The organism is Embleya sp. NPDC001921, assembly GCF_053594475.1.
Genome location: NZ_JBSFEO010000055.1, coordinates 42138 through 55630 on the forward strand (window position 1 = coordinate 42138; position 13493 = coordinate 55630).

Genomic DNA, 13493 nt, shown 5'->3' on the forward strand with positions numbered 1-13493 from the left:
TGACGACCCGACCGGCCGACCGCGGCACCGACAACCGCACCGATTCCGAGGCAGGAATGACCAAGCGCATCGAAGTTTCCGGACTCAACGCCTACTACGGCTCGCACAAGGCCGTCGAGGACATCTCGATGACCATGGAGCCGCGTTCGGTCACGGCCTTCATCGGTCCCTCCGGTTGCGGCAAGTCCACCTTCATCCGCACCCTCAACCGCATGCACGAGCTGATCCCGGGCGCTTCCGTGGACGGCTCGGTCGCGCTGGACGGGCAGGACCTGTACGGCAGCGAGATCGACCCGGTCGCGGTGCGCCGCACGGTCGGCATGGTGTTCCAGCGGCCCAACCCGTTCCCGACCATGTCGATCTACGACAACGTCGCGGCCGGGCTCAAGCTCGCGGGCATCAAGCGCAAGGGCGACCTGGACGCGATCGTCGAGCGCTCGCTGCGCGGCGCGAACCTGTGGACCGAGGTCAAGGACCGGCTGGCCAAGCCCGGCGCGGGCCTGTCCGGCGGCCAGCAGCAGCGACTGTGCATCGCCCGCGCGATCGCGGTCGAGCCGCAGGTGTTGCTGATGGACGAGCCGTGCTCGGCGCTCGACCCGATCTCCACCCTCGCGATCGAGGACCTGATCGCGCTGCTCAAGGAGCGGTACACGATCGTCATCGTGACCCACAACATGCAGCAGGCCGCGCGCGTCTCGGACAAGACCGCGTTCTTCAACCTCGCCGGCCCGGGTCAGCCCGGTCGCCTGGTGGAGATCGGCGACACCGAGACGATCTTCTCCGCACCGACCCAGGAATCCACGGCGGACTACATCGCCGGCCGGTTCGGCTGACCGCCCGAGCGCGAGCGAAGCACCGACATGGACATGCGAGAGGGCCCACACCGGTACGGGTGTGGGCCCTCTCGTCCTGTCCGGACCGCGGGTCGCTTCGCGTGCCCCGTACGTCCTGCGTCGCGTACGCGGCGTGCGACGTGCGGATCAACCCACGATCAGATTGGTGATCCCGTAGGTGCCCGCCGCGACCAGGCCCGCGGCCGGCATCGTGGTGAACCAACCGATCAGGATGTTCTTGGCGACGCCCCAGCGCACCGCCTTGACCCGCTTGGTCGCGCCCACGCCCATGATCGCCGAGGTGATGATGTGCGTGGTCGAGATCGGCGCCTTGAAGACGTAGGCCGTGGTGTACAGGATCGAGGCGGCCGTGGTCTCGGCCGCGAAGCCCTGCGGCGGATCCAGCTCGATGATCTTGCGGCCGAGCGTGCGCATGATCCGCCACCCGCCCGCGTAGGTGCCGAGCGAGAGCGTGATCGCGCACGCGAGCTTGACCCACACCGGGATGCCGGAGCCCTCGTGATGGCCGCTGATCACCAGCGCCATCACCACGATGCCCATCGTCTTCTGGGCGTCCTGGATGCCGTGCCCGAGCGCCATGCCGGCCGCCGAGACGGTCTGCGCCAGCCGGAATCCGCGCTTGGCCTTGTGCGGATTCGACTTGCGGAACAGCCATATGATCCCGACCATCACCAGGTAGCCGGCGACCAGGCCGACCACCGGCGACAGGAACATCGGGATGACGACTTTTTCGAGCACCCCGTTCCAGTAGACGGTGCTGGAGCCCGCGAGCGCGGCGCCGACCAGGCCACCGAACAGCGCGTGCGACGAGGACGAGGGCAGTCCGAAGTACCAGGTCAGCAGGTTCCAGAAGATCGCGCCGACCAGCGCCGCGAACAGGATGATCAGACCTTGTTCGCCTTCGGGGGTGGAGATCAGCCCTTCGCTGACGGTCTTGGCGACGCCTTCGCCGAGGAAGGCTCCCGCGAGGTTCATCACCGCGGCCATGGCAAGTGCCACGCGCGGGGTCAGTGCCCGGGTGGACACCGAGGTCGCGATGGCGTTGGCCGAGTCGTGGAAGCCGTTGGTGTAGGTGAAGAAGAGCGCGACGCCGATGACGATGATCAGACCAGTGAGTTCCACTGGGTCAGGACTCCTTGACGGCGATCGTCTCGACCGTGTTCGCCACGTGCTCGAACCCGTCCGCGGCCTCTTCGAGCACGTCGACGATGCCCTTGAGCTTGAGCACCGTCAGCGCGTCGTACGCACCGCTGAACAGGTGCGCCAAGAGCTTGCGGTGGATCTGGTCGGCCTGGTTCTCGAGCCGGTTGATCTCGATCCAGTACTCGGTCAGGTCCCTCATCGTACGCAGCCGCGGCATCGCCTCGGCGGTCAGCTCCGAGGCCCGCACCAGCACCTCGATCTGGTCCGCGACCTGCGGGGGGAGTTCGTCGAGCTGGTACAGCACGACCAGGTCGACGGCCTCTTCCATGTAGTCCATGACGTCGTCCAGTTGCGACGCGAGGGCGTAGATGTCCTCGCGGTCGAACGGCGTGATGAAGGAGGCGTTGAGCTGACGCATGATCGCATGCGTGGTGTCGTCACCGGCATGCTCGGCCGCGCGCATCCGTTCGGCGATCTCCGGACGAGCGGAGACCTCTGCGCCGAGCAACTCCGTCAGGAGCTTGGATGCGGTGACCAGGTTGCTCGCCGCTGCGGCGAACATGTCGTAGAAGCTCGTCTCCCTGGGGGTCAGACGCAATCGCACTTGAGGTCTCCGGGATAATGAAAGTGGTCGGCGTCGATGCTAGGCGCTCCGGCGGTGCCGCACACAAACCGGGGAGCCGACGCGGACCCCGACCGTACCCGGCGGTAATGAGACGCGTGCACACAGCAACGAACGGGCATGCGGAACCGCCCGTTCCGCCGCCCATGGCGCCCGTCACACGGCCAGAGTATGGGTCCGGGCACCCTTCGAGGGACAGAGCGGCCTACGCTCGATCCATGTCGCCCACATCACACGAACCGGAACCGGGGATTCGGCATGACCGCCGGAGGATCGGATCGTCGGTGCGAGCGACGCCGTCGGTGCGTGATCGAATGCTTGCCGGATATACCCCCCGGGGGTAAATTTGGACGTGGACGGTCACCCGATCGGGCCATGGACACGTGGGGAACGGCCACAGAGCTACGGGAGACGACGGTGGAACAGGATCCGCAGGCGCCGGAGACGACGGCGACGCACGGCACAGCGGGGCACGGGCACGGCTACAGCGGACGCAAGGACGAGCACCTCAAGCGGCTGCGCCGGGTCGAGGGACAGATCCGCGGGTTGCAGCGGATGGTCTCCGAGGACGAGTACTGCATCGACATCCTGACGCAGGTCTCCGCGGCGACCAAGGCGCTCCAGTCGTTCGCGCTGAGCCTGCTGGAGGAGCATCTGGGCCATTGCGTCGCGAACGCGGTGGAAAAGGGCGGTCCGGAAGCGGACGAAAAGGTCAAGGAGGCGTCCCAGGCGATCGCACGCCTGGTGCGCTCCTGAGGCCGCGGCGACGGGGGCCGGCCCGGGTGTGGGTCGCCGTCCCCCAGCCGCCGACCAGCCCGAGCACGGCGTCGATCTGGGCCTGCGTCAGCGGACCCTCGCTCGCCGACGCCGCGATCATCAGGTCGCCGTAGAGTTCGATCTCGTCGAGGACGACGTGGTCGTGCACACCGCGATCGGAGAACCGTGACACCCACATCACCTCCTCGTGCGCACCCCGGACGGGCCTCGGCCCATCCAGCGTAGGGGCGGGCCCTCGGCGCGGACATGGCACGCCTGGGTCATATGGGGACCGCCCGGAACGACTCCGCGGGAGTGACTCAGCCGCGTTTGGCGGGTGTTCCCGGCGGGGTCGGCGCGACGTACAGGTCCTTGGCCTCGGGCGGCTTGACGTCGACCACGACCCCGAAGTCGTACAACTCCGCCGAGGAGAGCACCTTCGCGGTCGGCGGTGCCGCCTTGCCCTCCTCCGGGCCCATCACGAACGCGAACGACTCGTCGACCCGGCGCAACCGGCCCGCGTCGTCGAGGTAGGCGTCGAACGGGATCGGCGCGCCGTCGAAGGTCTTCAGCGCCGCGGCCAGCGGCCCGCGCACCTCCGGCGCGGTCAGGTCGTGCGCCTTGCGGATGTCCAGCGTGCCCCGATAGTGCCGCACGGTGTCCGCGCCCATCTTCTCGGTGCCCACGAGCACGACGTCGTCGTTGACCCCGCGCAGTATCTCGAAGGAGGTCCCGGGGTCGGTCGCGCCGCCGCTGACCAGGTTGCCGTCGGCCAGCCCGTCGATCGCCAGTCGCACCCACTTGTCCTTCGGGATGCCCGGCGACCCGTTCTTCATGTAGAGCGCCTCGGGGGTGAGGATCTCCTGGAGCGGACCGGCGATGCCGGAGTCCTTGGGCGCGTCCACGGTGAGCGTGCCGATGTGCCGGACATAGTCGAACATGCCCTGACCGGTGAGCTTGACCACGCGGTCGTTGTTGTGCATGGTCATCGTGGTCCGGGTGCGCGAACTCTTCGCGCCGGTGGTGACGTCGGCCGCCTTGCGTACGGCCAGCACCGCCTCGGACGGGCCGCTCGCGACCCCGCCGCCGCCCTTGACCCGCGCTCCCTGGGGTTGCACGTCGTCACCCTGACAGCCGGTGACCCCGGCCAGGACGAGGGCGCAGCAGGCACTCGTGAGCACGGTGCGGACCAACATGTGGGTTCTCCCGGATGCTCTGAATCCTCGCTTGACGGCCGGCCACGCGGCGGCGGCTCGACGGGACAACGAGCGAGGCGGCGCCGGGTTACGGCCGTTCGGGGGACGTCGGGTCGACGAGCGCGGGCGCCGGATTCGGCTCCGGGTTCGGATTCGGCTCCGGGTTCGGGCTCGGGTCCGGACTCGGGCTCGGGTCCGGGTTCGCTCGCGGGTTCGGTGTGCGCGACCACGCCAGGTGCCGGCGAGTCAGCTCCTCGGCGCCGGCCGGATCGCGCGCCTCGATCAGGTCGAGCAGCCGGTGGTGTTCGGCCGCGATCAGGCTCCGGTCGGCCGGCTCGGTCAGCGGGCGCGGACCGTACAGCCGGGCCTGGGCCCGCAGTTCGCCGACCATCCGGACCAGGCGCGCGTTGCCGGCCAGGCCGAGCAGGTGGGCGTGGAAACGGTCGTCGGCGTCCACGTACTCGAGCACGTCGGCGCGGTCGATCGCGTCGGCGAGTTCGTCGACCAGCGCGCGCAGGGCCGGCAGCGCGTCCGCGATGCCGTCCCGGGCGAGCCGCGCGATCGTGGGTATCTCCAGGAGTTCGCGCAGGTCGTGGATGTCCCGCAGGTCGTCCGCGGACATGGCGCGGACCCGGAAGCCCTTGTTGCGGACCGGCTCGACCAGGCCGTCCTTGGCCAGGTCCAGCAGCGCCTCGCGGACCGGGGTCGCGGACACCCCGAACCGGGTGGCCAGGGCCGGCGCGGAGTAGACCACCCCCGGCTGCATCCGCCCCGCCACCAGCGCCGCCCGGACCGCTCGCGCGACCTGTTCGCGCAGGCTCAGCCGTTCGCCCAGGCGTCCCGCGTCGCGACCGCCCTCGGTGTCCGTTCCCATCGTGTCCGCCCCCTCGGCCGCGTCGCCGTCAGCCGGCCGGGCGTGCTCGGTCCGTCACCACTACCCGCAGCGGGCCGCGTTCCACCTGCCGTACCACCGGTTCCAGGACCCGCCCGACGAACATCGACCCGACCAGCGCGACCAGCGCGCCGAGCGCGAACCCGGCGAGCACGTCCGTCGGGTAGTGCACGCCCACGTACAGCCGGGAGAAGCCGGTGAACACCGCAACGAGCACCGCCGCGATGCCCAGCCGCCGGTCCACCAGCAGGATCCCGACCGCCAGCGCCATCGTGGTCAGCGCGTGGTCGGAGGCGAAGGACGGGTCGGTCTTGCCCTCGACGAGCACGTGCAGCCCCTCGTGGCTGAGGAACGGACGCGGCCGATCGACCCAGTCGCGCAGCGGCGCGTTGGCCAGTTCCGCGACCAGGGCCGCCAGCGGGGCCCACACCAGGCCGGCCACGGCCGCTATGTGGTCGGGTCGGGCGCGGGCCCGCCACCACGCGAGCAGGCCGAGTACGGCGAGTACGGCGAACGTGCCGTACTCGCCCATGAACTCCATGCCCCCGTGTGCCCATGAGGTGTGCTCGGTGAGTCCGTTGACGTCCCGCAGGACCTCTATGTCGAGGTTGTCGTCCGTACTCTCCGCCAGGACCTGCAAGGACACCGGTGAACCCCTTCGCGTGGTGCTGTTGGTGCTGTCGGTGCCGTCGAAGCAGCGGACGCAACCGTCGGAGCGGTGTCGCCGCTACTTGCCCTCGTACGCGTTGACGACATCCTCCATCGGACCGTCCATCTTGATCACGCCCTGATCGAGCCAGATCGCCCGGTCGCAGGTGTCCCGGATCGACTTCATGCTGTGGCTGACCAGGAAGACCGTGCCGGCCTCCTTGCGCAGCTCGCGGATCCGGGCCTCGCTCTTGAGCTGGAAGTCGCGGTCGCCGGTGGCCAGCGCCTCGTCGATCATCAGCACGTCGTGCGTGCGCGCGGCCGCGATGGAAAAGCGCAGGCGGGCCGCCATGCCGGACGAGTAGGTCCGCATCGGCAGCTTGGTGAAGTCCTTGCCGTTGTAGTTGTTCAGCCCGGAGAACGAGGCGATCTGGTCGTAGTTGGCCTCGGCCTCGCGCTGGGTCATGCCCATCGCCAGGCAGCCCAGGATGATGTTCCGCTCACCGGTGAGGTCGTTCATCATCGCGGCGTTGACGCCCAGCAGGGACGGCTGGCCGTCGCTGTAGATCTTGCCGGTGGTGGGCGGCAGCAGGCCGGCGATGCACCTCAGCAGCGTGCTCTTGCCCGAACCGTTGCGCCCGATCAGGCCGATCGCCTGGCCCTTGTAGGCGACGAAGCTGACGCCGCGTACGGCGTGCACCTCGGTGATGCCCGCCGCCTTCTTGCGCAGCGCGAGCCGGGACAGCGCGGACGTGGCGCTGCCCTTGCCCGAGGAGGCGCCGTGCACGCGGTAGATCAGGTGCACGTCGTCGACCACGACGGTCGGCGGGATCTCCTCCTGCGGCTGCGCCGGCTGTGGAGCGTTCTGCTCGGGCACCTCGACCTCGGACTCCGCGCCGGCCTCGGCCCAACTCATGATCGCGGGCTGCTCAGCCACGGCCGTACCTCTCTTCCGCCTTCCAGAAGTACACGTAACCGCCGATGCCCATCACCAGCGCCCAGCCCACCGCGTAGCCCCACACGTGCAGCGGGAGCGTGTGGTGGCTCTCGATGAGCGAGTCGCGGATCACCTCGATGTAGACCGCTCCCGGGTTCGCCTCCAGCACCCGGGCCACCCACGCGGGCGCCTTGTCGGTGTAGGAGTCCAGGCTGTAGAAGACGCCGCTGAGGTACAGCCAGGTGCGCAGCAGGAACGGCAGCAGCTGCTTGATGTCCACCAGCACCGCGCCGATCCGGGCCAGGACCAGGCTCAGGCCGACGTTGAAGACGAACTGCAGCACCAGCGCGGGCAGCACGAGCAGCCACTTCAGGGTGAGCGGCTCGCCGGTGCCCAGCACGATCGCGCACAGCACGACCATCGAGAACATCAGCTGCTGGAGCTGCACGATCGTGAAGGAGATCGGCAGGCACGCCCGCGGGAAGTGCAGCGCGCGGATCAGGTTGAGCTGATCGCTGATCGCCCGGCTGCCCGCGAGCACGGCGCTCTGCGTGAAGGTGAACACGAAGACGCCGGTGACCAGGAAGGCGACGTAGTTGTCGATGCCGTCCTTGGTCTGCACCAGGTAGCCGAAGATCAGGTAGTACACGGCCGCGTTCATCAGCGGCGTGAGCACCTGCCAGACCTGGCCGAGCTTGGCGGTGCTGTACGTCGCCCGGGTCTTGGCGTTGGCGAAGGCCACGATGAAGTGGCGTCGGGCCCAGAGCTGCCTGGTGTAGGAGAGCAGTCCGGGACGGGCCCCGCTGACCGTCAGCTTGTAGCGGGCGGCGAGGTCCGCCAGGGGTTCGGTGGAACCGGGGGGCGCCGACGTCCCCTGTGGGCTCAGGGTGTCGGCCTGCGCGCTGTTGGCCACGTTGACACTTTCGTCTGCGTCGGGTCGAAATCGAAACGGTACGGGGATTCCAGCCTGTCAGATGACCGGCGGACGGCCGAGCCTGGTCATCCGCCAGACCGTGCGCCAGGACATGGGTCTGCGCGGGCCGCTCGGGGTCTTCCACCCCTCGCGGAAGCCGGCCAGCCAGGCTTGGGCGTTCTCCTTGGACGGCCGGCGGGCGGCGGTCAGGACGACCCAGGTGCCCAGGTAGGCGGGCACGATCGGCCACGGCAGGTTGCGGCGGGCCAGGTAGACGCGGTTGCGCGCGTTCATCCGGAAGAACGCCGCGTGCCGGGCCGGGCTGGTCTTGGGGTGCTCCAGCACGATGTCCGCGCGGTAGTCGATCTCCCAGCCGGCGTCGAGCGCGCGCCAGGCCAGGTCGGTCTCCTCGTGCGCGTAGAAGAAGTCGTCGGGCAGCCCGCCGACCTCGCGCAGCACCGCCGCGCGCACCGCGCTGGCACCGCCGAGGAAGGTGGTCACCGGGCCCGAGCGCAGCGGGTCGCCGACCCGGATCCGGGGCACGTGCCGGCGCTGGGTCTCGCCGCTCTCCGGATCCACGATCCGGAAGCTGACGATGCCCAGGCGCGGGTTCGCCGCGAACGCCTCGCGCAGCAGCCGGCCGGCGTCGGTGCCGGCGAGTCGGCCGTCGTCGTCGAGGAAGAGCACCACGTCGACGTCGTCGGGCAGGCCGGCGGTGCCCACGTTGCGGCCGGCCGGGATGCCCACGTTCTCCGGCAGGGTGATGCCCACCGCGCCCTCGGGCAGCTCCGGCAGCGTCCCGCCGTTGGCCACCACGACCACCGCCATCGACGCGCCGTGCTGATCGGCCACCGAGCGCAGCAGCCGGTTCAGCTCGTCCGGGCGGTCCCCCATGGTCAGCACCACCGCGCCGAGCGCGATGGACGCTGCCACGGCCTCGCCGGCGCGCTGCCCCTCGGCAGCCTCGGCGGTCACCGGAGCCTGCTCGACATCAGCACGCTGACCAGGTGCAGCACGGTCTGCAGGAGCGCGATGGCGGCGAGCGCGCTCACCGCGATCCGGCTGTACAGCAGGCCGCCGTCGTCGGCCACCAGGTCCAGCACGCCCGCCAGGAGCAGGAAGATCGACGCCTCGACGGCGCCGACCAGGCGGTGGAACTTGAGCGAGGCGACGATCTTGCGCGCCGACGCGGCGCCCGAGGAGCGCGGCACGGCGGCGGCGTCCTGGACCGGCGGCAGGCCGCTCTTCGCCCGCGCGCCGTCGACCAGGTCGGTCTCCGACTTGATCAGGATCGCGCCCAGCGCGGCGACCACGCCCAGCGTCGCGTAGCCGTTGAAGCCGCCGCCGTCCAGGACGCCCGCGGCGTGCAGGCCCGCGCCGGAGAGCAGCGCGGCCTCGGAGAGGTAGTGGCCGACCCGGTCGAGGTAGACGCCGGTGACCGAGGTCTGCCGCCGCCAGCGGGCCACCTCGCCGTCGACGCAGTCGAGCAGCAGGTAGAGCTGCACCAGGAGCAGCGCCGCGAGCGGCCCCGCGATCCCGGGCAGGATCAGCGCGGCGCCGGCGGCGATGCCCGCGAGGATCATCATGTAGGTGAGGCCGTTGGGCGTCACCCGGGTCCCGACGATGCGTCGGGTGACCTGGAGGGAGATCTGCCGCATGTAGATGCGTCCGGCCCAGTGTTCGCCACTGCGCCGATCGAGCAGGCCCTCGGGGTGTACGACCGAGCGAAGCTCAGCCGCCGTAGGTGTGGACATATTCGGTCACCGAATCCCGGATGGCGTCATTGTCGAGGTCGAGATGTTCGAGGATGGTGAAGCGTCCCGGACGGGTCTGGGGCGCGTGACTCACCGCCGCCACGAATTCGTCGATGGTCAGGCCGAGATGCTCCGGCACGACCGGCAGCCTGTGCCGATCAAGGGTGCTCGTCAAGAGCTTCGTCAGCGCGGTGTCGCCGCGCAGGTGGGTGGCGAACGCGGCGCCCAGGCCGACCTGTTCGCCGTGCAGCCCGTCGTGGCCGTCGCGCTCGCCGTAGAGCAGGTCGATGGCGTGCGAGATCTCGTGGCAGGCTCCGCTGCAGGGGCGGGTGGTGCCGGCCACGGACATCGCGATGCCGGAGAGTACGAGGCCCTCGGCCAGGGCCACGAGGAAGTCGTCGTCCTCGATGCCGCCGGGGCGGTGCAGGATCGAGTCGCCGGAGGTGCGGGCCAACGCGACCGCGAGGCCGTCCACCGGCTCGCCGGTCTCGCGCTGGGACAGCTCCCAGTCGGCCACCGCGCACAGGTTGGACAGGGATTCGCCGATGCCGGAGCGGACGAAGCGCTGCGGCGCGGCGCGGACCAGGTCCAGGTCCACCACCAGGGCGATCGGCGTGGGCACGCCGTAGGAGCCGCGCCCCGCGTCGTTGTCCAGGATGCTCACCGGCGACGCGATGCCGTCGTGGGCGAGGTTGGTGGCGACCGCGACCATGGGCAGGCCCACCCGCGCGGCGGCGTACTTGGTCGCGTCCAGGACCCGGCCGCCGCCCAGGCCGACCACCGCGTCGTAGGCGCCGCCGCGCATGCGGTCGGCCAGGTCGACGGCGGCGGTCAGGGTGCCGCCGGCGACGGTGTACCACTCGGCGCCGGGCAGTTGCGGCGCGAACCGCTCGCGCAGTCGGGCCCCGGAGCCCTCGCTGACCACGACCGCGATCCGGCCGGACGTGGAGACCCGACGGTCGGCCAGGATGCCCGCGAGGTCGTCGACCGCACCGGCGCGGATGTCGACGGTGAGCGGGGTGGGGACCAGACGGGTCAGTACCGGCACGCGATCTCCCGCGCGACCATCAGGTCCTCGGTGGTGTCGATCTCGGTCCACGGCACCCGGGTGTCCGACGCGCTGATCGGCTGCACGTCGACCCGGCCGCCCCGGTTCACCAGTTCCTGGTAGCCGTCCTCGTAGTAGAGCTGCGGGTCGCGCTCGAAGGTCGCGCGGAGCGCGTCGATCAGCGCGGGCGCCGCGTGGCCCTCGATCAGCGTGACGCCGATGTACTCGCCGGCCGCCTCGGCCGGGTCCATCAGCTTGGTGATCCGGCGCATCCGGCCGTCCTCGCCGAGGGTGACCTTCATTTCCTCGTCGGCGAGCGGCTTGGCGGTGTCCAGGGCCAGGATGATGCCCTTGGCGTCGGCCCCGGAGGTGTCGCGCGCGGCCAGCATGGTCTCCTGGACCGAGACCGGGTGCAGCGTGTCGCCGTTGGCCAGCAGCACGCCGTCCGCGAGGTGGTCGCGCGCGCACCACAGGGAGTAGGCGTTGTTCCACTCCTCGGCCTTGTCGTTGTCGACCATGTGCAGCTTCAGGCCGTAGCGACGCTCCAGCAGGCCCTGCCGGTCGCGGATCGCGTCGCCGCAGTAGCCGACCACGATCGCGGCCTCGGTCAGGCCGACCGCGGCGTAGTGGGAGAGGGTGACCTCCAGGATCGACCGTTCGCTGTCCGGCGCACCGGGCGCGCCCACCGGCACCAGGGCCTTGGGCAGCGTGTCGGTGTGCGGGCGCAGCCGGCGGCCGGCGCCGGCGGCGAGAACGAGGCCGATCATGAGAGGTCTCCAGTTCGATCGGAGGCCGCCGCGGCGGCGGCCTCCAGGGGGCGGTACGGCGGCGTCGAGGCCGAGGGAGCCGGTCCCACCGGGGTCACGTCGTCGATGTCCGGGCGCGCGCCGCGCACCCAGAACACGACACTCTCGGTGAGCACGATCGCCGCGAGCACGACGGCCGTCGCGATCAGGCCGGTACGCAGGGTGCCCGAGCCCAGTGCGGCCAGCACGGTCACCAGGAGCACCCGCCCCTCGTGACCGAGCACCAGCCACACCAGCGCCCGGGGCGGGGCGCCGTAGCCACCGCGCAGGCGGTACACCGTGTCGTAGTGATGGTAGGCCGTGGCCGCGACCAAGCCGAACGCGGCGGCCACCGCGGTGGGCACCACCCGGGCCGCCAGGATGGTGATCGCGGCGTATTCGGCGGCCCGGAAGATCGGCGGCACCACCCAGTCGAGCCGGCGCACCAGCGGCCGGCCGATCGCGATCCCGGCGCACAGCGCGTAGGCGCCGGCACCGGCCAGGCCCCACCACTCGCCCGCGCCGCCCGCGAGCAGCACCGCGACCAGTGCGGCGGTGCCCAGCAGGGCGGCGGCGGGGGCCGGGACGCGCAGCCGCAGTCGGCCCACCAGTTCGGCGAGCGGACCGCTGTCGGCGAGCGCGGCGAGGTGTTCGCCCACCTGCGGCACGAACGCGGCGCGGCGCGGCAGCGAGCGCAGGATCCGGCCCAGCGAGGTGTAGCAGGCGGCGAGCACGCAGCCGACGATCAGCACGACGAAGGTGATCCGCGGCGTGGTGGTGGCGGTGAGCACGGCGATCAGCGCCCAGCGCTCGCCGATCGGCAGGATGATCATCCGCCGGGCCCACACGGTCCAGCCGACCGAGTTCAGCTTGCCGGAGAGCTTGGCGCCCGCGCCGCCGTCGGCGCTGTCGTCGTCCCCGCCGCCGATGCCGCGTCGGGTCTCGTTGAAGGCGAAGTCGACGATGTGCCGGGTGGTCATCACCACCATCGCGACCAGGGCGAGGGTCCACACGTCGTCGCCGTGCCGGGCCGCGCCGAGCGCGAGGCCCGCGTAGACCGCGTACTCCTTGGCCCGGTCGAAGGTGGCGTCCAGCCACGAGCCGATCCGCGAGTAGCTCACCGCGTAGCGTGCGAGCTGGCCGTCGGTGCAGTCCAGGACGAAGGAGAAGTACAGGCCCAGCGCCGCGGCGATGTACCCGGCGCGGGTGCCGGTGGCGGCTCCGGCCGCCGCCATCAGCGCGACGAACAGCGACGCGACGGTGACCTGGTTGGGGGTCAGTCCCCGGCGGGCGCACCAGCGCGCGAGGTAGCGCGACCACGTGCTCACCGCGAACGTGGTGAAGAAGCCGTCCCGGGCCTTGACCGCCGAGTTCAGCCGGATGCGCTCGTCGTCCACGGCCGCCACCGCGGCCAGCGCCCGGGTGCGCGCGGCCTCGTCCCGGGCGACCTCGGCGACCAGGTCGCCCAGCGGGACCTCGCGCGGCGCGACGCCGGCCTCGGTCAGTCGTTCGGCCAGCAGGTCGGGGACGCACACGTTCGCCGGCAGCCGGTCGAGCGCGGCCAGGATCCGGGCCGCCTCGGCGCGCGCCTCGCCCTCGAGCGCGAGCACACCGGGCACGTGCGCGACCGGGAAGCGGGTGTCGGCGATCACCAGGCGCAGCGCGTGCCGGTGGCCGACGAAGCGCGCGTCGACGAGGGTCACCCGACAGTCGCCGCCGGCCAGGGCGCTCGCGAGGGCGTCCGCCGCGACCACCTCGATCTCGGGGACCCGGCGGTCGATCGCGGACAGCTCGGCGAGCAGCGGGGCGGGATCCGGCCGATCCATCCGAGCCGTCGAACCGGTGGAGGTGGGCTCTGTGACGACCAGGGCAGTGGACAGGCGCCATCACTCCTTTGAGCAATCGCCGCAGCAACGCCGATCGAGCGGAGGGTGTGGGGAGTTCC

14 protein-coding genes are annotated in these 13493 nt (G+C 71.0%); 2 read left to right on the forward strand and 12 right to left on the reverse strand.

Features of this window, described 5'->3' with window-relative positions; genetic code table 11:
- Nucleotides 1-56 precede the first annotated feature (56 nt).
- Nucleotides 57-833, forward strand: coding sequence for a phosphate ABC transporter ATP-binding protein PstB (pstB, locus tag ACWCPW_RS43140; RefSeq protein ID WP_449767115.1), 777 nt, complete (start codon nt 57-59; stop codon nt 831-833).
- Nucleotides 834-980: 147 nt separating this feature from the next.
- Here pstB and ACWCPW_RS43145 read toward each other — a convergent pair whose 3' ends face one another.
- Together ACWCPW_RS43145 and ACWCPW_RS43150 are read right to left on the reverse strand one after the other, a co-directional pair.
- Nucleotides 981-1976, reverse strand: a complete 996-nt coding sequence (locus tag ACWCPW_RS43145; RefSeq protein ID WP_449767090.1) for an anion permease — start codon at nt 1974-1976, stop codon at nt 981-983.
- Nucleotides 1977-1980: 4 nt separating this feature from the next.
- Nucleotides 1981-2601 carry a DUF47 domain-containing protein gene (locus ACWCPW_RS43150; protein WP_449767091.1) on the reverse strand — a complete coding sequence of 207 codons (621 nt, stop codon included), beginning with the start codon at nt 2599-2601 and terminating at the stop codon, nt 1981-1983.
- 393 nt (nt 2602-2994) lie between these two features.
- On the opposite strand from ACWCPW_RS43150, the gene ACWCPW_RS43155 reads away from it, so the two are divergent.
- Nucleotides 2995-3375 (forward strand): metal-sensitive transcriptional regulator, encoded by a 381-nt coding sequence (locus tag ACWCPW_RS43155; protein WP_449767092.1) that lies wholly within the window; start codon nt 2995-2997, stop codon nt 3373-3375.
- 320 nt (nt 3376-3695) lie between these two features.
- Here ACWCPW_RS43155 and ACWCPW_RS43160 read toward each other — a convergent pair whose 3' ends face one another.
- From ACWCPW_RS43160 to ACWCPW_RS43205, 10 genes are all read right to left on the reverse strand, one after another.
- A complete protein-coding gene (locus ACWCPW_RS43160; protein ID WP_449767093.1) occupies nt 3696-4571 on the reverse strand; it encodes a hypothetical protein in 876 nt (291 codons plus the stop codon).
- An 88-nt stretch (nt 4572-4659) separates the two neighbouring features.
- Nucleotides 4660-5445, reverse strand: coding sequence for a GntR family transcriptional regulator (locus ACWCPW_RS43165; RefSeq protein ID WP_449767094.1), 786 nt, complete (start codon nt 5443-5445; stop codon nt 4660-4662).
- Between the two features lie 28 nt (nt 5446-5473).
- Nucleotides 5474-6109, reverse strand: a complete 636-nt coding sequence (locus ACWCPW_RS43170; RefSeq protein ID WP_449767095.1) for a phosphatase PAP2 family protein — start codon at nt 6107-6109, stop codon at nt 5474-5476.
- A gap of 81 nt (nt 6110-6190) precedes the next feature.
- Nucleotides 6191-7027, reverse strand: a complete 837-nt coding sequence (locus ACWCPW_RS43175; protein WP_449767116.1) for an ABC transporter ATP-binding protein — start codon at nt 7025-7027, stop codon at nt 6191-6193.
- Between the two features lie 13 nt (nt 7028-7040).
- A complete protein-coding gene (locus ACWCPW_RS43180; protein WP_449767096.1) occupies nt 7041-7961 on the reverse strand; it encodes an ABC transporter permease in 921 nt (306 codons plus the stop codon).
- Nucleotides 7962-8018: 57 nt separating this feature from the next.
- Complete coding sequence (locus ACWCPW_RS43185) at nt 8019-8855, reverse strand: glycosyltransferase family 2 protein (protein WP_449767117.1); 837 nt, start codon at nt 8853-8855, stop codon at nt 8019-8021.
- A gap of 77 nt (nt 8856-8932) precedes the next feature.
- Nucleotides 8933-9715 (reverse strand): CDP-alcohol phosphatidyltransferase family protein, encoded by a 783-nt coding sequence (locus ACWCPW_RS43190; protein WP_395864423.1) that lies wholly within the window; start codon nt 9713-9715, stop codon nt 8933-8935.
- Nucleotides 9693-10763 (reverse strand): iron-containing alcohol dehydrogenase family protein, encoded by a 1071-nt coding sequence (locus ACWCPW_RS43195; protein WP_449767097.1) that lies wholly within the window; start codon nt 10761-10763, stop codon nt 9693-9695. The genes ACWCPW_RS43190 and ACWCPW_RS43195 overlap by 23 nt, the downstream gene beginning before the upstream one ends.
- Nucleotides 10751-11530 carry a phosphocholine cytidylyltransferase family protein gene (locus ACWCPW_RS43200; protein ID WP_395864427.1) on the reverse strand — a complete coding sequence of 260 codons (780 nt, stop codon included), beginning with the start codon at nt 11528-11530 and terminating at the stop codon, nt 10751-10753. The genes ACWCPW_RS43195 and ACWCPW_RS43200 overlap by 13 nt, the downstream gene beginning before the upstream one ends.
- Nucleotides 11527-13374, reverse strand: coding sequence for a DUF5941 domain-containing protein (locus ACWCPW_RS43205; protein WP_449767098.1), 1848 nt, complete (start codon nt 13372-13374; stop codon nt 11527-11529). The genes ACWCPW_RS43200 and ACWCPW_RS43205 overlap by 4 nt, the downstream gene beginning before the upstream one ends.
- Nucleotides 13375-13493 lie beyond the last annotated feature (119 nt).

Bases quoted from the DNA above. Each gene is read 5' to 3' on its own strand.
- pstB (WP_449767115.1), top strand. From the start codon at position 57: ATGACCAAGCGCATCGAAGTTTCCGGACTCAACGCCTACTACGGCTCG.
- ACWCPW_RS43155 (WP_449767092.1), top strand. From the start codon at position 2,995: ATGGACACGTGGGGAACGGCCACAGAGCTACGGGAGACGACGGTGGAA.
- ACWCPW_RS43160 (WP_449767093.1), bottom strand. From the start codon at position 4,571: ATGTTGGTCCGCACCGTGCTCACGAGTGCCTGCTGCGCCCTCGTCCTG.
- ACWCPW_RS43165 (WP_449767094.1), bottom strand. From the start codon at position 5,445: ATGGGAACGGACACCGAGGGCGGTCGCGACGCGGGACGCCTGGGCGAA.
- ACWCPW_RS43175 (WP_449767116.1), bottom strand. From the start codon at position 7,027: ATGAGTTGGGCCGAGGCCGGCGCGGAGTCCGAGGTCGAGGTGCCCGAG.
- ACWCPW_RS43185 (WP_449767117.1), bottom strand. From the start codon at position 8,855: ATGGGGGACCGCCCGGACGAGCTGAACCGGCTGCTGCGCTCGGTGGCC.
- ACWCPW_RS43190 (WP_395864423.1), bottom strand. From the start codon at position 9,715: ATGTCCACACCTACGGCGGCTGAGCTTCGCTCGGTCGTACACCCCGAG.
- ACWCPW_RS43200 (WP_395864427.1), bottom strand. From the start codon at position 11,530: ATGATCGGCCTCGTTCTCGCCGCCGGCGCCGGCCGCCGGCTGCGCCCG.
- ACWCPW_RS43205 (WP_449767098.1), bottom strand. From the start codon at position 13,374: ATGGATCGGCCGGATCCCGCCCCGCTGCTCGCCGAGCTGTCCGCGATC.